This is a genomic window from Amycolatopsis sp. NPDC051045, assembly GCF_040682955.1.
Lineage (GTDB): Bacteria > Actinomycetota > Actinomycetes > Mycobacteriales > Pseudonocardiaceae > Amycolatopsis.
In genome coordinates, this window is record NZ_JBFBCC010000021.1 from 82,822 (window position 1) to 102,845 (window position 20,024).

Genomic DNA, 20,024 nt, shown 5'->3' on the forward strand with positions numbered 1-20,024 from the left:
GACTGGATCGTTCCCGGTAGGCTTCGGGTTCGCGGAAAGCCGCGAAAGGGTTCGCGGAACGCCGCGAAACCGAACGCCCGCCGAGCCTTCAGGAGGACCCCGGTGACCGACCAGGCTACCGAGGCCAACGGTGCCGCCACCGTGCCGCAGCGTCGGGTGCTCGTCGCCGAGGACGAGGCGCTCATCCGGCTTGACCTCGTCGAAATGCTGCGGGAAGAGGGCTATGAAGTCGTCGGTGAGGCCGGTGATGGCGAGCAGGCCATCGCGCTGGCCACCGACCTGAAGCCCGATCTCGTGATCCTCGACGTCAAGATGCCCAAACTGGACGGCATCGAGGCCGCTTCCAAGATCACCGGTGACCGGATCGCGCCCGTCGTCATCCTCACCGCCTTCAGCCAGCGGGATCTCGTCGAACGCGCGCGGGATGCCGGCACCATGGCCTACCTCGTCAAGCCCTTCGCGAAGCGTGACCTCGTGCCGGCGATCGAGCTGGCCGTCAGCCGGTTCTCCGAGCTGCAGGCCCTCGAGGCCGAGGTGGCCGGGCTCACCGACCGGCTCGAGACGCGGAAGGTCATCGACCGCGCCAAGGGTCTGCTGATGAGCCGGCAAGGCCTCACCGAGCCCGACGCCTTCCGGTGGATCCAGCGCACCGCGATGGACCGCCGGACCACGATGAAGGCCGTTGCCGAGGCCGTCGTGGAGAGCATCGGCAGCTGAACCACCCGAAAAGGGGGTGGCCACCGCGGTGGCCACCCCCTTTTTCCTTCCTTCGGTCACGCTCCGGGTGCCCGAAAGGGCGTACTTGGTACCTTTGCGAGCCTTCCCGGCGTGGCCGGGCGCAGTGATCGACATGAGGGTCCGTAGACTCTGCACACCTTGAACCAGGCGTCAAGGGGCAGTCTGCAGGCTGTTGTGCACCGAGAGTCACCACCCGCTGGTCTCATTACGACGAGCGGGTGTAAACCATACGTTAATACTCGTGACGACCGTCACGATGTGGCTACAAGAGCACGTGTGACTCTGTGCAACGGCCGCCGGGGCGGCTACTTTCAGCGGCCAGTCAGGTCCCACGCCGGGACAGCCGCCCGACCGGGCGGCCAGGTGGCATTTGGAGGAACGAGTGCAGAAAGCACGACTTACGAGGGTCATCGTGCTGGCCGCTGTCGGGGCCCTTTCCCTCGGCGCGTGTGCGGCACGGAACGACAGCGGCTCGGGCAACAACAGCGCGAGCTCGCAGTCCCAGGCCGCGGCCCCGTCCGCCGCAGCCGACGCGGCCGACCCGGCCGGCGACGGCAAGGCTCAGTGTGCCCCCACCTCCATCGCGTACGCGGGCACCATCAACGGTGGCAACGCCGCGCTGGGCCAGAACATCTTGAACGGCGCGAAGCTCGCCGTGGACCAGCACAACAAGGCCAACCCGGGCTGCCAGGTCAAGCTGGAGCAGTTCGACACCGAGGGCACCCCGGACAAGGCGCCCGGCATCGTGACCCAGGTCGTCAACACGCCGGCCATCATCGGTGTCGTCGGCCTGCCGTTCTCGGGCGAGTCGAAGGCCGCGGGCAACATCTTCAACGGTGCGGGCCTGGTCACGGTGACGCCGTCGGCCACCAACCCGACGCTGAGCCAGAACGGCTGGAAGACCTTCTTCCGCGGTCTGGGCAACGACAACACCCAGGGCCCGGCCGCCGCGAAGTTCATGACCGGTGACCTCGCCGCCAAGAAGGTCTGCGTCATCCAGGACGACTCCGACTACGGCACCGGCCTCGCCGCCTCGACCATCAAGGCGCTCGGCGACAAGGGCACCTGCCAGGACAAGGTCAAGACGAAGCAGACCGACTTCTCGGCCGTGGTGAACAAGATCAAGAGCGAGAAGCCGGACGCGGTCTTCTACGCCGGGTACTACCAGGAAGCCGCTCCCTTCGCGCAGCAGCTGAACGACGCGCGGGTCGAGGCCAAGTTCGTCGGCCCGGACGGCGTGAAGGACGACGAGTTCGTCAAGGGCGCCGGCGAGGCGGCCGCGAGCGCGTACTTCACCTGCCCCTGCGTCCCGGCGGACCAGTTCACCAAGTTCACCGACGCCTACAAGGCCGCGGTCGGCAAGGACCCGGGCACCTACTCGCCCGAGGCCTACGACCTGGCGACGATCCTGCTGAAGGGCATCGACTCGGGCAAGAAGGACCGCGCGGGTCTGCTCGACTTCGTCAAGAACTACGACGGCCAGGGCATCACCAAGCACTTCAAGTGGGACGACAAGGGCGAGCTCGCCAGCACGACCGTGTGGACCTACAAGGTCGAGGGCGGGAAGATCGTCCGCAACACCGAGATCAAGTAGCGCAAGCGCTTCCGTTCTGATCACCGGGGTGCACGTCCGGCGGCTCGATCCCGCCGGGCGCGCACCCCGGTCCCACATGGAGAACTAGTGTGTCGATGACTCATGACCTGAGCTCGCTCGTCCTGGCCCAGGGCGGCAGCTGGATCACCTTCGACGTGAAGGCGTTCCTGGACCAGTTCTGGAACAACACGTTCGACGGACTCGCCTACGGCAGCATCTACGCGCTCGTGGCGCTGGGCTACACCCTCGTCTACGGCGTCTTGAAGCTCATCAACTTCGCCCATTCCGAGGTGTTCATCTACGGCGTCTACGCGACGTGGTTCACCTTCTACTTCCTCGGGTTCCGGCCCGGGATCACGCCGACGCTGTCGGTGGTGGAGCTGGTCGGCTTCCTGTTCCTCGCCATGCTGGCGTCGATGGCGATCTCCGGCGGCACGGCGGTGGTCCTCGAACGGGTGGCCTACCGTCCACTGAGGAAACGCGGAGCGCCGAAGCTGGTCTTCCTGATCACCGCGATCGGTGCGTCGTTCGTCCTGCAGCAGCTCATCTTCATCTGGCGCGGCGGCAACCCCGAACTCGGCATCCGCCTGATGCGCAACGAAGAGGTCTTCACCCTCTTCGGCGGCAGCATCACCAACGTCACGATCATCACGGTGGTCGCTTCGATCGTGCTGATGCTGGCGGCCAACTACTTCGTCAACAAGACCAAGTTCGGGCGCGGCATCCGCGCGGTGGCGCAGGACCCCGACACGGCGACGCTGATGGGTGTCAACAAGGAACGCGTGATCACGCTGACCTTCCTCATCGGCGGCCTGCTCGCGGGCGCGGCGGCGCTGTTCTACATGATGAAGATCCCGCAGGGCGCGTGGTACCAGGGTGGTTTCCTGCTCGGCATCAAGGCGTTCACCGCGGCGGTGCTGGGCGGTATCGGCAACCTGCGCGGCGCGCTGCTCGGCGGGCTGCTGCTCGGGGTGGCCGAGAACTACGGCCAGTCGCTGTTCGGCGGCGGCTGGCGCGACATCGTCGCGTTCGCCCTGCTGGTGCTGGTCCTGATGATCCGTCCCACCGGCATCCTCGGTGAGTCGCTCGGAAAGGCCCGGGTATGACGACGACCACGACTCCTGCCACCAAGGCGCCCGGGAAGCGGCGCGTGATCAGCGAATGGTGGAACAACCTCAGCCGCGTGCAGCAGTGGGGCGTGCTCGTCCCCCTGGTGGTGCTCATCTACTTCCTGCCGGTGCTGAACCCGCCGATCATCACCACCCAGCCCGGGTACGACTTCCCGATCGCGATGTTCGAGGTGGCCCGCTACGCGCTGGTCGCCATCGGCCTCAACGTCGTGGTCGGCCAGGCCGGCCTGCTGGACCTCGGTTACGTCGGGTTCTTCGCCATCGGCGCGTACGTGATGGCGCTGTTCACCAGCCCCGACTCCTCGCTGTCGCACCTGCCGTTCCTCGTCGTGCTGCCGATGGCGATGGTGGTCACGATGATCTTCGGCGTGATCCTCGGGACACCGACGCTGCGGTTGCGCGGGGACTACCTGGCGATCGTGACGCTCGGGTTCGGTGAGATCGTCCGGCTGCTCGCCGACAACGTCGATCCGTTGCGCGGCAACAGCGGCTTCAAGGAGGTCGGGCACCCGCCGGGCGCGAACGCCGACGGGTCGCCGCTGTTCAACAACTCGAACGGCATCCCCTGGTACTGGCTCTGCGTCACGCTCATCATCGCGATCCTGTTCCTGGTCGGAAACCTGGAGCGCAGCCGCGTCGGCCGCGCCTGGGTCGCCATCCGGGACGACGAGGACGCGGCGGAGATCATGGGTGTGCCGACGTTCAAGTTCAAGATCTGGGCGTTCATCAGCGGTGCGGCGATCGGCGGCCTCTCGGGGGCGCTCTACGCCGGCCAGCTCGGCTTCGTGAACAACCAGAAGTTCGACGTCGTCACGTCGATGCTGTTCCTCGCCGCGGTGATCCTCGGCGGGTCGGGCAACAAGGTCGGCGTCATCCTCGGCGCCTGCGTGGTGGCCTACATCCCGCTGCGGTTCCAGGCGATCGCCGAGTACAAGTACCTGATCTTCGGTGTGGCGCTGATCGTGCTGATGATCTTCCGCCCGCAGGGCCTGCTCGGCGCGCGCCAGCGGCTGCTCGCCTACGGCAGGCAGGCCTACCAGCGGCTGCTGGGCCGCGGCGAGCAGATCAGCAGTGACGGCGCGCTGCAGACCGAACCGACTCCGGGGAGCAAGCTATGACCGACCCCCAGAACGGCGGGCCGGAGGTCGCCGCCGAGGGTGGCCTCGTCGCCGAACTGCAGCACATGACGGCCGAGGAGCGGGCCGAGCACGCGGCCGAGGTCGCCGACGTCGTCGCGCCGGACCGCGACATCGACGTCGAGGTCGGGCAGACGCTGCTCGAGGTCGACGACGTGACGATGCGCTTCGGCGGTCTCGTCGCGCTCGACCAGATCTCCTTCGGCATCCGCCGCGGTGAGATCCTCGGCCTGATCGGGCCGAACGGCGCGGGCAAGACGACGTGCTTCAACGCCATGACCGGCGTCTACCGGCCGACCTCGGGCGAGGTCCGGCTGGAGGGCAAGGCGCTGGGCAAGACGTCGCGGCACGGCATCACCCAGCTCGGCATCGCCCGGACGTTCCAGAACATCCGGCTCTTCGGCGAGATGACGGCCCTGGAGAACGTCGTCGTCGGCACCGACGCGCGGCACAAGACCAGCCTGCTCGGCGCGCTGGTGCGGTCACCGCGGCACCACCGCGAGGAGAAGGCCGCCGTCGAGAAGGCGATGGCCCTGCTGGAGTTCGTCGGCATCGCCGACCGCGCGGCCGACCGGGCGAAGAACCTGCCCTACGGCTACCAGCGGCGCCTGGAGATCGCGCGAGCGCTGGCCACCGAGCCGAAGCTGCTCTGCCTGGACGAGCCCGCGGCGGGCTTCAACCCGGCGGAGAAGGAAGACCTCATGGGTCTGATCCGGACGATCCGGGACGACGGCTACACCGTCCTGCTCATCGAACACGACATGAAGCTCGTCATGGGCGTGACCGACCGGATCGTGGTGCTGGAGTTCGGCAAGAAGATCGCCGAAGGACTGCCGGCCGACATCCGCGAGAACCCCGCGGTGATCGCGGCCTACCTGGGGGTGCCTGACGATGACGTTGCTTGAGCTGGCGGACGTGTCCGTCCACTACGGACGGATCCAGGCGGTCACCGGGCTGTCCATCACGGTGAACGAAGGCGAGATCGTCACGCTCATCGGCGCGAACGGCGCCGGCAAGTCGACGACGATGCGGGCCATCTCCGGGATCCGGTCGATCTCCACCGGGAAGATCACCTTCGCCGGCGAGGACATCTCCAAGCTGCGTGGCGACCTGCGCGTGGTCCGCGGGATCTCCCAGGCGCCGGAAGGCCGGGGCATCTTCCCCGGCATGACGGTGATGGAGAACCTCGACATGGGCGCGTACGCGCGCAAGGACCGCAAGGATCTCAGCGAAGACCTCGACCGGGTCTTCGAGCTGTTCCCGCGGCTGGCGGAGCGCAAGACGCAGATGGGCGGCACGATGTCCGGCGGCGAGCAGCAGATGCTCGCCATCGGGCGCGCCCTGATGGCGAAGCCGAAGCTGCTGCTGCTGGACGAGCCGTCGATGGGGCTCGCGCCGCAGTTCATCCAGCAGATCTTCCGGATCATCACGGAGATCAACAAGCAGGGCACCACGGTGCTGCTGGTGGAGCAGAACGCGCAGCAGGCGCTGTCCCGCGCCCACCGGGCGTACGTGCTCGAGACCGGCCGGATCACCAAGACCGGCACCGGTCAGGAGCTGCTGGCGGACAACAGCATCAAGGAGGCCTACCTGGGCGTCGGCTGACGTCCGGGTGGTCGGAGCACCGGCCCCGTGCGCTTCGGCGCGCGGGGCCGGTTTTCGTTTTCCACCACAACCGATGGTTGTCGCCGGTGCCGGAAAGGCTGTTGGACCCGCCCCGCTCCGCGGCGGTTTGCTTGGGGGGAACCGAAAACGAAGGAGAGCGGGATGGCTGAGATGGTCGAGGGTGTCGCGGCGGGCGTGCCGTTCGTGGCGGTACCGCCGGTGGACCCGGCCGCGCCGGCGGCGCTGCTGGCGGGCTGGCACCTGATGGATGCGCCGGCCGGTGAACGGGCGATGGCCGAAGCCGTGCCGATGGCGGACCTCCAGGCGTGGCGCGTGTACTTCGGGCTGCCGCTCTCCGGGGCGCGGCTGCCCGAAGGCGGGTACGACGAGGTCTTCCGGCGTGCGAGCGAGGACGCCGTGCTGAACGTGTTCGAGCCGGTGACCGAGCAGGCGGCGGGCGAGTTCCCCGCGGCGCTGGCCGAACTGCGCGACCGGCTGCCGGGCGTGGCCGGACCGCTCGGGGTGTTCGGCGGCTCGGCCGGGTCGATCGTGGCGCTGGAGGTGCTGGCGCGCGGGGACGTCGAGATCGCGGCCGGTGCGGTGGCGAGCCCGGTCGTCCAGCTCGCGCCGATGATCGCCGCCAACGAGCGGCGTTTCGGGCTGACCTATGCGTGGACCGAGCGGTCCCGCGCGGTCGCGGCGCGCTACGACTACGTGAACCGGGCCGGCGAGCTGACCGCGCCGCTGCTGCTGGTCGCCGGGGCGGACGACGACATCGCGGTGCGCGAGCCGGCGGCGGCGCTGCGCGAGAAGCTGGGGGCCGAGCTGGTGACGGTCGACGGGATGGCGCACGAGTTCCCGCCGGGCACGCCGCAAGCGGCCCGCGTCGACGCGGCGTTCACGGAGTGGTTCGCGCGGCGGCTGCGAGGCTGACGTCGTCGCCCGGCAGCCAGGCGTGGCCGGGGTCGTAGGCGCACCAGTCCTCTTCGCGGCTGGTGCGCCCGGCGAGGGCGACCAGACGGCGCAGGGCCGGGCTCGCTTTGCCGCGCCGCCACACCAGCGACCACGGGAACAACGGCGACGGCTCGAACGGCAGCACCTTCAGGTTGAGGTCCGGCGCGAGTTCCATGTCGGCGCCGGCGAGGGTGACGCGCCGCTTGCCGTACCGCGTCTGCTCGAGGGTGTGCCGGAGGTCGTAGCTGACGCCGGAGTCGTCGATCGGCACGCTGAACTCTTCGCACAGTTCCCGCAGGTAGGACAGCCATTCGGCGGGCCCGCCGAGCCCGGGGAGCCAGATCCCGTCGGCGCGCAGCTCGTCGAGCCGCAGCACGTCCTGCACGGCCAGGGGGTGCTCCGGCGCGAGCAGGGCGACCAGCGGCTCGAGCCGGACCGGCCGGTGCTCCAGCTCGTCCGGCAGCGGCCTGCCGCAGCCGCTCACCCGGCCGAAGGCGGCGTCGAGCTCGCCGGACAGCAGCGGCTCGATCGCGTTCGCGAAACCGCGGCCGGCGACCCGGTCGATGCGCAGCCCCGGCTCGCGCTCGGCGAGCCGGCGGAGCAGGAACATGGGGGAGAGCCGGTGGTCGACGAGGTCGAGGCGCAGCGGCCGGTCGTCGGCGCCCATGGCGGCCACCGCGGCGTCGGCCGCCCGCACCAGCTCGCGCGCGTGCGGGAGGAAGCGTTCGCCGTCGGCGGTCAGCTCGACCGAGCGGGGCGTGCGCAGGAACAACGGCGTCGCGAGGGCGTCTTCGAGCTTCCGGATCCGCTTCGACAGCGCCTGCTGGGTGAGGAACAGCGCCTGGGCGGCCCGCCCGAAGTGCCGCTGCTCCGCCGTCACCACGAACGCCCGGACCTGGGCGACGTCGAGGTCCACCGGCTCAGGCGCCCGGCGGCCGGTCCCGGACCACGCAGGTGAGCCGGGCGGTGCAGGTGCGGCGGCCGTCGTCGTCGGTCAGCACGATCTCCGCGGTGATCGTGCCGCGGCCGACGTGCAGCGGCGTCGCCACGCCGGTGACGGTGCCCGAGCGGACGGCCCGGTGGTGCGTGCAGGACAGTTCCAGCCCCATCGCCGCGCGGTCCGGGCCCGCGTTCAGCGCGGCGACCGTGGAGCCCAGCGCCTCGGCGAGGACGGCGTTGGCGCCGCCGTGCAGCAGGCCGTACGGCTGCAGGTTGCCCTCGACCGGGATCGTGCCGACCACGCGCTCGGCCGTCGCCTCCAGCAGTTTCATCCCGACCTTGTCGTTCAGCTGCTGGTCCGCCGCCGCCGGGTCGATGCCCGACAGCCGCTCCACGTCGATGGGGGCGGCACTGTCCGTCACACAAAGCTCCTGTTCCTATGCGACACGTAAGAGTGTCGGACCCTCAGCCTAGACTCGGGCCCGTGAGCCCGAGTGAGAAGACGACCGTTGCCAACGCCACAGGAAAGACCAGCGTCACCGAGCGGCCGAAGCTGCTGCTGATCGACGGTCATTCGATGGCCTACCGCGCGTTCTTCGCCCTGCCCGCGGAGAACTTCAAGACGAAGACCGGCCAGGTCACGAACGCCGTCTTCGGCTTCACCTCGATGCTCATCAACCTGTTGCGCGACGAAGCACCCACCCACCTGGCGGTGGCGTTCGACCTCTCGCGCAAGACGTTCCGCTCGGAGACCTACGCCGAGTACAAGGCCAACCGCAGCGCGACGCCGGACGAGTTCCGCGGCCAGGTGGACCTGGTCAGGGAGGTCCTCGACGTGCTCGGCATCCCGTCGCTGGTGAAGGAGAACTTCGAGGCCGACGACATCATCGCCACGCTCACGACGCAGGCGACGGCGGACGGCTTCGACGTGCTCATCTGTACCGGCGACCGCGACGCGCTGCAGCTGGTCACCGAGCACGTCACCGTGCTCTACCCGAAGCGCGGTGTCTCGGAAATGACCCGGTTCACGCCGGACGCCGTCGAGGAGAAGTACGGGCTCACCCCGCGGCAGTACCCGGATTTCGCCGCGCTGCGCGGCGACCCGTCGGACAACCTGCCGAGCATCCCGGGCGTCGGCGAGAAGACCGCGGCCAAGTGGATCCGGCAGTTCGGCTCGCTCGACGACCTGATCGACCGCGTGGACGAGGTGAAGGGCAAGGTCGGGGACGCCCTCCGGGCGCACCTCAGTGCCGTGACGCTCAACCGCCAGCTCACCGAGCTGATCCGCGACGTCGAGCTGGACATCGCCCCGGCCGGGCTGGAGCTGCGCCCGTGGGACCGCGAGGCGGTGCACGCGCTGTTCGACGAGCTGGAGTTCCGCGTGCTGCGGGACAGGCTGTTCGCGACGCTGCAGAGCGCCGAGCCGGAGGCCGACGAAGGCTTCGAGGTCTCGGGTTCCGCGCTCGCGCCCGGTGCGCTGGGCGCGTGGCTGGCGGAGCACGCGGGCGGGGGGGAGCCGGTGGCGCTGGCGTTCCGCGCCGTGGGCACCTCGGTCCGTTCCGACCTGCGCGCGATCGCGTTCGCGACGGCCGACGGCGAAGGCGCGTATGTCGACGTCACGGCCATGGACCAGGCCGACGACGCGGCGCTCGCCGCCTGGCTCGCCGACCCGGCGATCCGCAAGACCGGCCACGACCTCAAGGTCCCGCTGCACGCGATCCGCGGCCGCGGCTGGGCACTGGCCGGGCTCGCCATGGACACCGCGCTGGCCGCCTACCTGGTGCGGCCCGGGCAGCGCACCTTCGAGCTGGACGACCTCGCGCTGCGCTACCTGCACCGCGAGCTGCGCTCGGAGACCGACGGCGGCGACGGGCAGCTGTCGCTGCTCGACGGTGGCGCGGAAGGCTTGGAGCAGAAGGAGATCCAGGACGAGCTGGTCAGGGCCCGGGCGATCTTCGAGCTGGCCGGCGCGCTCGACAAGGAGCTCGAGCAGATCGGCGGCGCGAAGCTGCTCGCCGAGCTGGAGCTGCCGCTGCTGGAAGTGATCACCGAACTGGAGATCGCCGGGGTCGCCGTCGACCTCGAGCAGCTCACTTCGCTGGAGGCGCACTACCTTTCGCGGGTCACCCAGGCCGCCGAAGCGGCGTACGAGGTGATCGGCAAGCAGATCAACCTGGGTTCGCCCAAGCAGCTGCAGGTCGTGCTGTTCGACGAGCTCGGCATGCCGAAGACCAAGCGCACCAAGACCGGCTACACCACCGACGCCGAGGCGCTGCAGGGTCTGTTCGAGAAGACCGAACACCCGTTCCTGCAGCACATGCTGGAGCACCGCGACGCGACGAAGCTGCGCACCACGGTCGAGGGGCTGATCAAGTCCGTCGCCGACGACGGGCGCATCCACACCACGCTGCTCCAGACGATCGCGGCCACCGGACGGCTGTCCTCGACCGAGCCGAACCTGCAGAACATCCCGGTCCGCACCGAAGAAGGCCGCCGCATCCGCGACGCCTTCGTCGTCGGCGAGGGTTACACGGAACTCATGACCGCGGACTACAGCCAGATCGAAATGCGGATCATGGCGCACCTCTCGAAGGACGAGGGCCTCATCGAGGCGTTCAACAGCGGCGAGGACCTGCACACGTTCGTCGCGTCGCGGGCGTTCTCGATGCCGCCGGAGGAGATCACGCCGGAGCTGCGCTACCGCGTCAAGGCGATGTCGTACGGCCTCGCGTACGGGCTGTCGGCGTACGGGCTCTCGCAGCAGCTGCGGATCTCCACCGAAGAAGCCAAGTCCCAGATGGAGGCGTACTTCGCCCGCTTCGGCGGCGTCCGCGACTACCTCCACTCGGTGGTCGGCGAAGCGGCCAAGTGCGGCTACACGGAGACGATCTTCGGGCGCCGCCGCTACCTGCCGGACCTCAACAGCGACAACCGCCAGCGCCGTGAGATGGCCGAGCGCATGGCGTTGAACGCCCCGATCCAGGGCAGCGCGGCCGACATCATCAAGGTCGCGATGCTCAACGTCCACCGCGAGCTGGTCGAGGCGAAGCTGAAGAGCCGGATCCTGCTGCAGGTCCACGACGAACTGGTGCTCGAGGTCGCGGACGGGGAGCAGGAACAGCTGGAGAAGCTCGTGCGCGAGGGCATGGGCTCGGCGTACGACCTGGCGGTGCCGCTCGAGGTGTCGGTCGGCTACGGCCGGTCGTGGAACGAAGCCGCGCACTGATCGGGTCTCCACTCTGCGTCACGGCCCGGATCACCGGGTTGTGACGCGGGAGCACCCGGGCGGACGGCGCCGCGCGTCGCACGCGGCGGCGATGCTGGTGGTCCGAGCCGGAAGGACCACGACATGGCCAGCGAGTTCCAGCGGCGCAAGCTCTCCGGCGTCTTCGGCGCCATGGACGCCGACCGCGACGGCTACCTCACCGAGGCCGACTTCCGGGCCCTGACGGCGAGATGGCTCGAGCTGCGCGGCACCGACGCCGGCACGCCCGAGGGGAAGAAGCTCGCCGGCATCATGATGGGCTGGTGGGGCACCCTGGACGACGCCGCCGGCCGCGGCGGCCAGGTCACCCTCGACCAGGTGCTGCAGGTCGTCGACGAACTCCCGCGGATGCCGGGCGCCGTCACCGGCACGGCCGCGGCGATGTTCGAAGCCGTCGACGAAAACGGCGACGGGGTCATCTCCGCCGCCGAGTACCACCGCCTCATCGCGGCCTGGAACGGCGTCGACACCCCGACCGACGACGTCTTCGCCCTCCTCGATTCCGACGGCGACGGCGGCCTTTCCCGCGACGAATTCACGCGGCACTGGTTCGAGTTCTGGGCCGGTGACGACCCGGCCGCGCCCGGCAGCCGGGTGTTCGGCCGCGTCTGATCGCGCGTTGTGCCGAACGCAGGACTCCGTTCGGGTGAGCGCTTACCCCTGGGTAGGGAGGTCGGCGGCGGCGCGTGGCGATCACGGCGTAGGGTCCGCCGAATGGGGTTCGAGCGTGAGCGACGACGCTGGCGGGTCCGGTTGCACGACGAACTCGGCCGGGTGTGCGGTGCGGGCACGGTATTGGACGAGTACCACGTGCTCACGAGCGCGCACGTCGTCGAGACCGCCGGTGGCCCACGATCCGCGTTGAGCGTCGACTTCGTCGGGTTGGCCGAGGCGTTGCCCGGTACCGCGACCGTCGTCGAAGGCTGCTGGGTGCCCTCCGACGGCGGCGGCCACGGCGATCTCGCCCTGCTGCGCCTGGAACGCCCCGAGTCCCGCGTGTTCCGCGCTCCGCTGCACCGCATGCCCCTCGGTGAGCACCAGCTCGTCCGCGCCTTCGGGTTCCCGCCGGGTTCGGTCGGCCGCTGGACGCACGCCCGGCTCGGCGGCCCGGAACAGACCGGCGGCGAGTGGGTCCGCCTCTTCCGCACCGCCGAAGCCGAACCGCTCGGCCCCGGCTTCGGTGGCACGGCGGTGCTCGACGAGGCGACCGGCCACGTCGTCGGCATGGTCGTCGGCAAGGACACCGGCACCTGGATGGTGCCGGTCGAGACCATGCTCGGTCACCTGCCCCAGCTGAGCATCTGGGCTTCCGGCAGCCCGGCCGTCGACGCGAGCTTCTCGCGTCCGGTCGGCGAGGCCGTCGACGTCTCCTTCGTGCAGCGCGTCGCCGATTGGTTCGCCAAGGCCGAGCCGGGCACCGTCTGGGTCGTCGACACCGGCGAGGCCGGCTCGCCCGTCGCCGCGGCGTTGCGGTTCGGCATCGTGCTCGCCGACCGGGAACGGTCCCTCGGCGTGCCGGGCCTGCCGCCCGCGCTCGGCGAGATGCCGCCGGCGGGCAGCGTCGACCTCGCCGTCGACGCCACCGGCCGCACCGCCGACGCCGTCCGGCACCGCATCGCCGACCGCCTCACGAACGGCGTCGCCGGCTGCACGCTCGTCGTCGACGCGATCGACGACTCCGCCGAACCCGACCGGCTCGTCGGCGAGGTGCTCGCACCGCTCGCGGGCCGCGCGGCCGAACTCGGTCTCCGCCTGCTGCTCGGCTTCCGGGAGGAGTCCTCGCCCGGGGTCGCGGCGGTGCGGGCGAGCACGGGCCAGGCCCGCCCGGCCCCGGACGACCTGGCCGGCCGGCTGGAGGTGCTCACCCAGGCGGTGGCGGAGCTCGCCGAGATCGAGGCGTACCAGTTGCGCGTGGCGACGCGCTTCACCGGCGTCGCGATGCTCCCGGCACGGGCGCAGCGGCTGCGCGGCGCGCTCAAGCAGCTCCGGTCGGCCGAAGTGGACGGCGACGCCGAGTGGGTCGAGCGCCACATCGACGGCCACGAGCACGCGGTCGCCCCGGCGGTCGAGGACGGCCGCCGCCAGCGGGCGGTCCTCGACGGTCTGGTCGCCCGCCGCGAGGAGTTGCGCGCCCGCCTGGCGGGCGACCACGAGCTGGCCCGCGAGCACGGCTTGGTGGGCGACCCGGAGATCGAGCAGGCGTACATCCCGGCGAAGAGGTTGCTGATCGACGGCCCCTGCGAGCTGACGGCGGCGGCCACGGCGGTCGACAGCTACGCGGCCGCGGTCCGGGCCCGCATCGAGGACCGCGGCTGAGCAGGCTTCCGGCGGCACGACTCGCGGCGCCGGAACTGTCGGTGCTGAACACTGTCGGTGCCCGAAACCGTCGGTGCCAAAACTGTCGGTGCCGTCCGGTAGCGTGGAAAACGGGGGCGCCCCCGCGAGCCGGGAAGCGTTCCTGCGCCCCCAGGCCGCCTCGGGTGCGTCTCACGCCCCAAGGCCACATCGGGGCGCCGGCGGCCCGAAAGCGCAGGCCGCGGCTAGCGGCGACCCAAGCCGCGGATCAGCACCATCACCGCGTCCCGCACTTCCGCCCGCGTCCGGTGGGGCCCGAACACCTGCCAGTCCAGCGCCACCACCAGCATCGTCCCGAACAGCCCCGCCGCCGCCGTCGGGATCTCCACCCCGTCCGGCAGCCGCCCCGCCGATGCCAACCGCGTCAGCTGCTGCTTCACGATCGAGATGATCTCCTCGCGCAGCAACGACAGCGTGCCGTGCCACTGGCCGGGCGTCCGCCACAGCTCGCTCACCAGGATCTGCGAGAACCCCGGGTACTGCGCGATGAACTCCAGCGTCGTGTCGACCTGGGCTTCGATCACCTCCAGCGGGTCCGCGTCGGTCACCGCCGCGCGCAGGCGCCCGGCCAGCATGTCGACGCCGTACCGCAGGAGCGCGTCGACCAGCCCGTCCTTGGACCCGAAGTTGTAGTACACCGTGCCCTTCGCGACGCCCGCCGCCGCGGCGATGTCGTCGACCGTCAGGCCCACCAGGCCCCGGCTCTTCGAGAGCTCCAGGGTGGCCTCGAAGAGCTTCTGCTTCGTCCCGCCGCTCACAGGCTCAGCTCGGGCTTGAGCGCGGACACCGTCCAAACGCGACGCTTGCGCGCGGCCAGGGTGGACACCAGGATCCCGCCCACCAGGTACGCCAGCAGCACCCCGATGTCGCCCAGGATCTGCACCGTCGCCCCGCTGTAGAACAGGTGGCGGAAGCCGTCGATCGCGTAGCCCATCGGCAGCACCACGTGCAGCGGGTACAGCGCGTCCGGGATCGTCTGCCACGGGAACGTGCCGCCCGCGCTCACCAGCTGCAGCACCAGCAGCACCAGGCCGAGGAACTTGCCGACCGCGCCGAAGAAGGCGTTGAGCGCGTGCACCACCGCGGTGAACGTCAGCGACACCAGCACGGCGAAGCCGATCGCACCCAGCGGGTGGGCGATGTGGATGCCGACCAGCCAGGTCACCGCGCCGAACAGGACGATCACCTGCGCGACGCCCAGCAGCGCCGACGACAGCCAGCCGCCGACCGCGACCCGGAACGGCGCCGCGCCCGCGGTCAGCGCGCGCGTCGAGAGCGGGCGCAGGATCAGGAACAGCACGAACGCGCCGATCCAGGTGGCCAGCGAGATGAAGAACGGGGCCAGGCCGGCGCCGTACGTCCCCGCCGACGCCTCGCCGTTGGCGTTCACCGCCACCGGGTCCGCGATCGTGCTGGCGGTCGCGGTGCGGGTCGGGTCGTCGGGGTTCGGGATCTGCTTGAGCCCGGCCGCGAGCCCGTCACGCAGCTTCACCGAGCCGTCCGCGAGCTGGTTCGTGCCGTTCACCGCCGTCTTCTCGCCGTCGCTGAGCTGGGACGCCCCGTCCCGCAGCTGGTTCGCGCCGTCGGACGCCTGGGCGATGCCGCTGGCCAGCTGCGGGGACGCCGCGGCGAGCTTGGCCGCGCCGTCGGACACCTGGCGGGCGCCGTCGGCCAGCTTCGCGAGGTCGCCGTTGGCCTGCTGGACCTTGCTGTTCGCCTGGTCGACGGGGGAGCGCAGCTGGTCGGCCTTGGCCAGGATCGCCTGCACCTGGGCGTCGGGCACACCCGCGTCGCGCAGGTCGGTCTGCAGCTGGCTGCGGTAGGAGTCGAGCTTGCCCTGGATGTCGGACGACGCCGTCGCGGCGATCGAAGCCGCGTCGGCGACCTTCTGGTCCCCGGCGGCCACCTGCGAAGCGCCGCTGGCCAGCTTCTGCGTCTGCGAAGGCAGCTCCGCGGTGGCGCTCTTGAGTGTGCCCAGTCCGGTCGCCAAGGTCGACGAGCCGTCCGCGAGCTTCGCCGCGCCGTCGGCCAGCTTCTGCTGGCCCGTCTTGAGCTGCGTGGCGCCGTCGGCGAGCTGCGAGGCGCCGGTCGACGCCTCCTGGATCTTGGCGTAGATGGTGGAGAACCCGACCAGGAACCGGTCCGCGGCCTCGCTGCCGACCTTCTCCGCGATCGTCTTGCGGACCTGCTCGGCGACCTGCTTCGCGATGGTGCCGGAGAGGTAGTTGTTGGCGTCGTTGGTGGTCAGCGTGATCGTCGCCTGCTGCGGCTGGAAGGTGCCCACCCCCAGCAACGCGGCGGAGAAGCCCCTGGGGATGCCGATCGCGAACGAGTACTTGTCGTCGCGGACGCCGTCGCGCGCCTCCTGCTCGGACACCTCGTGCCACTGGAAGGTGCCGGACTTGACCAGCTCGTCGGTCACTTCGCGGCCGACGTTGCGCTGCTGGCCACTGGCGTCCTTCGCGCCGGCGTCGCTGGTGAAGACCGCGGCGGGCAGCTTGTCGAGCCGGCCGTACGGGTCGTAGTTCGCGTAGAGGTAGAAGGACGCGTAGAGCAGCGGCACCAGCACGAGCGCGACCAGCGCGAGCTTCGGCAGCGTGCCGGTGGAGAGGCGGCGCAGCTCGTTGCGCGCGATCCGGAAGGCGTTCATGCGGGGTCTCCGTCAGTGCTCGTGGTGAGCTCTTCGGTGGGTTCGGTGGGTTCGGTGGGTTCGGTGGGTTCGGTGGGTTCGGGGGCGAGGTGCTGCGGCGCGGGCTGCTCGGCCGAGCCGAGGCGCGCGGGCGGGACGGGCAGCGCGGACAGCGGCGTCGTCGCGGTCAGCACGACCACGGCCAGGCCGCGTCCGGCCAGCTCGCGCGCCAGCCCGGCCCAGCTGTCGACGTCGCTGGTGTGCCGGTCGGGGGTGTCGAGCACGAGCAGGCGCACGCCCTTGCGCTCCGCGGCCAGCTCGGCGAGCAGCCGCGTGCGCAGCTGCGGGGCCAGGTTCTCGAAGCGCGCGTCGGCGAACGGCGCGGCGTCGTGCTTCGCGAGCCAGCGGGCGACGTCTTCCTTGCCCGCCGGGCGGTGGGCCAGCGCCAGTTCCTCGCCGGCGACCACCCGCAGCGGCAGCGCGTCGTCGGGCTCGCTGACGGCCGGGGCGTCGACGACCGCGACGAGTTCGGTCAGCGCGGCGTCGACGCCCTCGGCGTGCACCGTGCCGGTGGTCGGCTTCAGCCGGCCCGCCAGCGCCAGGCCGAACGCCGTGACGCCGACACCGGGTTCGCCGTGCACGATGGCCAGGTCGCCCTCGCCGACGGTCAGCGAGGTGGGCGGTAACAAGGTGCCGTGGGGCCCTTCGAGGGCCACCCGATCGGCTCGGACCTGCACGGTTTCTCCCACTTCGAGAACTTTTGAACTGACCAGTCAGTTCAAAAACTAGTCCTCGCCGGTGCTCGCGGCAAGATCACCGGACGCACGTCACACTTGTGGGTGGTTCACCGGAGCGCCGACGCCGGGCGCACCTCCCACGTCGTCCACAGTGGACGGTAACCCTGCCGGTGCCAGAACACCGAGGACAGCGGGTTGGTCGGGTTGTAGTAGAGGTACGTCCGGGTGGCGCCGCCCCGGTGCAGCTCGCGGTGCACGTGGGCCATCAGCGCCCGGCCGAGCCCGCTGCCGCGTTCGCCGGGGGCGGTCACGACGTTGTTCACGTACCCCCAGCGCCCCGGCGGGAGCAGCTCGCCCGCTTCGCTGCCCGGCACCGCGTCGACCCACGCGCCGTGCGCGAACGCGCGGACCTCGCCGTCCACCTCGGCCAGCCAGACGGCCGGCTCGTCCGCGGCGAGGGCCTCCCGCAGGGACGGCGCCAGCAGCTCGGCGGTGTTGTCCCGGCGCGGCGCGGCGACGAGCCCGGTGTAGTCGAACGTCGCCGTGGCCAGCGCCAGCGCCGCGGCGAAGTCGGCGGGCCCGGCGCGGCGGACGGTGGCCCCCGGCTCGGCTCCGGCCGGGGGTGCGGTGCGCACGCCGACCGCCGACAGCGGGACGAGGCCGTGGTCGAGGAAGGCGCGGGTCGCCTCGGCGTCCCGGCTGGGCCAGACCACCACGCACGCCGAGTCGGCGTCGGTCTCCTCGGTCTCGAGCCGTCCTTTCAGGGCCCGCAGCAGGAGGTCCGCGCCTTCGGTGCCGGTGCCGCCGAAGTACGGGAACAGCTGCCAGGTGTCGGCGGCCGACCACAGCATCGGGACGTCGCCGGGTCCGAACCGGTGCCGCTGCAGCACCCCGGTGACCTGCGTGCCGTCCGCGGTCGCCGCGTCCAGCCGCTCGCCTTCGGCCGGTGGCGCGGCGGGCGGCAGCAGCGCGTCGACGGCGGCGAAGCGCGCCCGGTGCGCCGCGAGCAACGGCTCGGCGATGTCCATGGTCTGCCCCTCGGGTGTCCGGTCAGGACCAGGCGGGACGCCGGATCCACATGGTCCACAGTGGACGATAACCCTGCCGGTGCCAGAACACCGGCGAGAGCGGGTTCGCCGGGTGGTAGAACAGGAACGTCCCGCGCGTCCCCGGCCGGATCAGTTCCCGGTGCGCCACGGCCATCAGCGCCCGGCCGACCCCGCCGCCGCGGGCCGCGGGGGCGACCGACAGCGTGTCGACGTAGCCCCAGCGGCCCGGCAGCAGCCGCCCGTGGATGCTGTCGCCCGGCGCGGGCGAGGTCAATGCGCAGGCGGCCATGCCCGCCGGCACGCCGTCTTCCTCCGCGAGCCAGACCAGCCCGCTGAAGCGCAGGGCGCGGACGACCTCGGCGCGCAGCAGCGCCCGGGCGCCCGGGCGCGGCACCGCGGTGCCGACCAGCGACGTGTAGCGCCACTCCGCCAGCCGCAGTTCGGTCAGCGCCTCGACGTCACCCTCTCCGGCGCGGCGGACGGTCACCCGCGCCGGGCCGCGGGGGCCAGGCGGGTCCGGGGCGCGCACGGCCAGGCACGTCATCGGCGCGAACCCGTGCGCCAGGAGCACCGCGGAAGCCTCGGCGTCGCGGCTCGGCCAGGTCAGCGTGCAGGCCGAGTCCGGGCCGGCCGGCGTCCCGCGCAGCCGGTCGCGCCACGCGCCGAGCAGCGCGGCGAGGCCCGTCGCGCCGCTGTCGCCCGGCACCGCGGTCAGGTCGCGGATGTCCGACGGCCCCCAGAGCGTGGGCCAGGACCCCGGCGCGTGCACGACGTGCGTCAGCAGGCCGCCGGCCTTCCGCCCGCCCGCGGTCACCACCAGCGGCTCGCTCGACGGCGACGGCGGGGCCGCGATCGGCGGGAGCAGCGGGTCGAGCGCGGCGAACCGGGCGTTCTGCTCCGCTTCGAGGGGGTTCACGAGCGGTGCGTGCGGAAGATCGCGGTGCCCGGGAAGAGCTTGCCGCGCAGCGGGCTCCACTGGCCCCACACCCGCGTGTGCCCCGCCGGCCACTCGGGTTCGACCAGGTCGGTGAGGGTGAACCCGGCCGCGGCCAGCGCGCGCACGTAGTCGCCGAGGGTGTGGTGGTACTCGACGTAGGTGGCGGTGCCTTCGTCGTCGACTTCGACGTACGGCGTGCGATCGAAGTACGGCTGGGTGACGGTGAGCCCCTGCGGGCCCGGGTCGTCGGGGAAGATCCACCGCATCGGGTGAGTCACGGAGAACACCCACGGCGCGCCCGGCCGCAGCACCCGGTGCACCTCGGCGAAGACGGCGTCCACCGACGCCACGAACGGGATCGCGCCGAACGCCGAGCAGGCCGCGTCGAAGCTGCCGGACGCCAGCGGCAGGTGCTCGGCGTTCGCCTGCACCAGGGGCACGGCGAGGCCGGTGCGCTCGTTGCCGGCCCGCGCGTGGCGCAGCATGCCCGCGGAGAGGTCGGTCGCGACGGCGTGCGCGCCCTCGGCCGCCAGCCAGCGCGAACAGGCGGCCTGCCCGCAGCCGACCTCGAGCACGCGCTTGCCGCGGACGTCGCCGAGCAGCCGCGCGTCCGCCTCTCGGACGCCCTCCGGGCACCAGACGAACTCGGCGTCGCCGAGGAACCCGCCGTGCTCGGCCTGGTAGTCGTCGGCGTCGGCGTCCCACCAGGCGAGGTTGGCGGCCGCGGCCTCCGCCCCGCCGACCTCGCGGTAGGCGACCGCCGTGGTGCCCAGCCGGTGCTCGGCGGCGTCGTGGCGCCCCGGCGCGGGCGCCTGCTCCGGTGGCATGATGGTGTCTCCGGTCCCGGTGGCCGCTACCCGCTCCACCTGCGTCCTCGTGCGTGCGATTTGCTTCCGCGAGGACCTTAGCGAGCGAGGGGGACCCTGATTGTGCCGCCTAGCGGCTGCCGCGTAGGA

At 71.3% G+C, this 20,024-nt stretch carries 18 protein-coding genes; 10 read left to right on the forward strand and 8 right to left on the reverse strand.

Annotated elements, in window-relative coordinates; translation table 11 throughout:
- Window positions 1-102 precede the first annotated feature (102 nt).
- The 7 genes from AB0M80_RS35510 (at window position 103) to AB0M80_RS35540 (ending at window position 7,136) form a co-directional block, all read left to right on the forward strand.
- A complete protein-coding gene (locus tag AB0M80_RS35510; protein WP_020646628.1) occupies window positions 103-717 on the forward strand; it encodes a response regulator in 615 nt (204 codons plus the stop codon).
- Window positions 718-1,150: 433 nt separating this feature from the next.
- Complete coding sequence (locus AB0M80_RS35515; RefSeq protein WP_364573696.1) at window positions 1,151-2,332, forward strand: branched-chain amino acid ABC transporter substrate-binding protein; 1,182 nt, start codon at window positions 1,151-1,153, stop codon at window positions 2,330-2,332.
- A gap of 95 nt (window positions 2,333-2,427) precedes the next feature.
- The gene (locus AB0M80_RS35520) at window positions 2,428-3,438 is read left to right on the forward strand and encodes a branched-chain amino acid ABC transporter permease (protein ID WP_364573698.1); all 1,011 of its coding nucleotides are present in this window, start codon (window positions 2,428-2,430) and stop codon (window positions 3,436-3,438) included.
- On the forward strand, window positions 3,435-4,580 hold the full coding sequence (locus tag AB0M80_RS35525; RefSeq protein ID WP_364573700.1) for a branched-chain amino acid ABC transporter permease: 1,146 nt from the start codon (window positions 3,435-3,437) through the stop codon (window positions 4,578-4,580). Before AB0M80_RS35520 ends, AB0M80_RS35525 begins: the two co-directional genes overlap by 4 nt.
- A complete protein-coding gene (locus tag AB0M80_RS35530; protein WP_364573702.1) occupies window positions 4,577-5,503 on the forward strand; it encodes an ABC transporter ATP-binding protein in 927 nt (308 codons plus the stop codon). The genes AB0M80_RS35525 and AB0M80_RS35530 overlap by 4 nt, the downstream gene beginning before the upstream one ends.
- Window positions 5,490-6,203 (forward strand): ABC transporter ATP-binding protein, encoded by a 714-nt coding sequence (locus AB0M80_RS35535; protein WP_364573704.1) that lies wholly within the window; start codon window positions 5,490-5,492, stop codon window positions 6,201-6,203. Before AB0M80_RS35530 ends, AB0M80_RS35535 begins: the two co-directional genes overlap by 14 nt.
- A gap of 162 nt (window positions 6,204-6,365) precedes the next feature.
- Complete coding sequence (locus tag AB0M80_RS35540) at window positions 6,366-7,136, forward strand: alpha/beta hydrolase (RefSeq protein WP_364573706.1); 771 nt, start codon at window positions 6,366-6,368, stop codon at window positions 7,134-7,136.
- Here the strand turns inward: AB0M80_RS35540 and AB0M80_RS35545 are convergent.
- Together AB0M80_RS35545 and AB0M80_RS35550 are read right to left on the reverse strand one after the other, a co-directional pair.
- Entirely contained in the window at window positions 7,102-8,073 is a 972-nt protein-coding gene (locus AB0M80_RS35545) for a LysR family transcriptional regulator (RefSeq protein WP_364573708.1), read from the reverse strand. The two genes, AB0M80_RS35540 and AB0M80_RS35545, sit on opposite strands and share 35 nt — an antisense overlap.
- Window positions 8,074-8,077: 4 nt before the next feature.
- Window positions 8,078-8,518: a hotdog fold thioesterase gene (locus tag AB0M80_RS35550; RefSeq protein WP_364573710.1), complete on the reverse strand. Its 441-nt coding sequence runs from the start codon at window positions 8,516-8,518 to the stop codon at window positions 8,078-8,080.
- A 62-nt stretch (window positions 8,519-8,580) separates the two neighbouring features.
- On the opposite strand from AB0M80_RS35550, the gene polA reads away from it, so the two are divergent.
- From polA to AB0M80_RS35565, 3 genes are all read left to right on the forward strand, one after another.
- Window positions 8,581-11,322 carry a DNA polymerase I gene (polA, locus tag AB0M80_RS35555; RefSeq protein ID WP_364573712.1) on the forward strand — a complete coding sequence of 914 codons (2,742 nt, stop codon included), beginning with the start codon at window positions 8,581-8,583 and terminating at the stop codon, window positions 11,320-11,322.
- A 123-nt stretch (window positions 11,323-11,445) separates the two neighbouring features.
- The gene (locus tag AB0M80_RS35560) at window positions 11,446-11,973 is read left to right on the forward strand and encodes an EF-hand domain-containing protein (RefSeq protein WP_364573714.1); all 528 of its coding nucleotides are present in this window, start codon (window positions 11,446-11,448) and stop codon (window positions 11,971-11,973) included.
- 102 nt (window positions 11,974-12,075) lie between these two features.
- Window positions 12,076-13,677, forward strand: a complete 1,602-nt coding sequence (locus AB0M80_RS35565) for a serine protease (protein ID WP_364573716.1) — start codon at window positions 12,076-12,078, stop codon at window positions 13,675-13,677.
- 224 nt (window positions 13,678-13,901) lie between these two features.
- Here the strand turns inward: AB0M80_RS35565 and AB0M80_RS35570 are convergent, their stop codons facing one another.
- From AB0M80_RS35570 to AB0M80_RS35595, 6 genes are all read right to left on the reverse strand, one after another.
- Window positions 13,902-14,474: a TetR/AcrR family transcriptional regulator gene (locus AB0M80_RS35570; RefSeq protein WP_364573718.1), complete on the reverse strand. Its 573-nt coding sequence runs from the start codon at window positions 14,472-14,474 to the stop codon at window positions 13,902-13,904.
- Window positions 14,471-16,366 (reverse strand): YhgE/Pip domain-containing protein, encoded by a 1,896-nt coding sequence (locus AB0M80_RS35575; RefSeq protein WP_364573720.1) that lies wholly within the window; start codon window positions 16,364-16,366, stop codon window positions 14,471-14,473. Before AB0M80_RS35575 ends, AB0M80_RS35570 begins: the two co-directional genes overlap by 4 nt.
- Window positions 16,363-17,082, reverse strand: coding sequence for an ABC transporter ATP-binding protein (locus AB0M80_RS35580; protein ID WP_364573773.1), 720 nt, complete (start codon window positions 17,080-17,082; stop codon window positions 16,363-16,365). The genes AB0M80_RS35575 and AB0M80_RS35580 overlap by 4 nt, the downstream gene beginning before the upstream one ends.
- A gap of 107 nt (window positions 17,083-17,189) precedes the next feature.
- Window positions 17,190-18,110 (reverse strand): GNAT family N-acetyltransferase, encoded by a 921-nt coding sequence (locus AB0M80_RS35585; RefSeq protein ID WP_364573721.1) that lies wholly within the window; start codon window positions 18,108-18,110, stop codon window positions 17,190-17,192.
- Window positions 18,111-18,132: 22 nt separating this feature from the next.
- Window positions 18,133-19,047, reverse strand: a complete 915-nt coding sequence (locus AB0M80_RS35590; protein WP_364573723.1) for a GNAT family N-acetyltransferase — start codon at window positions 19,045-19,047, stop codon at window positions 18,133-18,135.
- On the reverse strand, window positions 19,044-19,895 hold the full coding sequence (locus tag AB0M80_RS35595; RefSeq protein WP_364573775.1) for a class I SAM-dependent methyltransferase: 852 nt from the start codon (window positions 19,893-19,895) through the stop codon (window positions 19,044-19,046). The genes AB0M80_RS35590 and AB0M80_RS35595 overlap by 4 nt, the downstream gene beginning before the upstream one ends.
- Window positions 19,896-20,024 lie beyond the last annotated feature (129 nt).

Bases quoted from the DNA above. Each gene is read 5' to 3' on its own strand.
- AB0M80_RS35520 (WP_364573698.1), top strand. From the start codon at position 2,428: ATGACTCATGACCTGAGCTCGCTCGTCCTGGCCCAGGGCGGCAGCTGG.
- AB0M80_RS35525 (WP_364573700.1), top strand. From the start codon at position 3,435: ATGACGACGACCACGACTCCTGCCACCAAGGCGCCCGGGAAGCGGCGC.
- AB0M80_RS35530 (WP_364573702.1), top strand. From the start codon at position 4,577: ATGACCGACCCCCAGAACGGCGGGCCGGAGGTCGCCGCCGAGGGTGGC.
- AB0M80_RS35535 (WP_364573704.1), top strand. From the start codon at position 5,490: ATGACGTTGCTTGAGCTGGCGGACGTGTCCGTCCACTACGGACGGATC.
- AB0M80_RS35540 (WP_364573706.1), top strand. From the start codon at position 6,366: ATGGCTGAGATGGTCGAGGGTGTCGCGGCGGGCGTGCCGTTCGTGGCG.
- AB0M80_RS35560 (WP_364573714.1), top strand. From the start codon at position 11,446: ATGGCCAGCGAGTTCCAGCGGCGCAAGCTCTCCGGCGTCTTCGGCGCC.
- AB0M80_RS35565 (WP_364573716.1), top strand. From the start codon at position 12,076: ATGGGGTTCGAGCGTGAGCGACGACGCTGGCGGGTCCGGTTGCACGAC.
- AB0M80_RS35575 (WP_364573720.1), bottom strand. From the start codon at position 16,366: ATGAACGCCTTCCGGATCGCGCGCAACGAGCTGCGCCGCCTCTCCACC.
- AB0M80_RS35585 (WP_364573721.1), bottom strand. From the start codon at position 18,110: ATGGACATCGCCGAGCCGTTGCTCGCGGCGCACCGGGCGCGCTTCGCC.
- AB0M80_RS35595 (WP_364573775.1), bottom strand. From the start codon at position 19,895: ATGCCACCGGAGCAGGCGCCCGCGCCGGGGCGCCACGACGCCGCCGAG.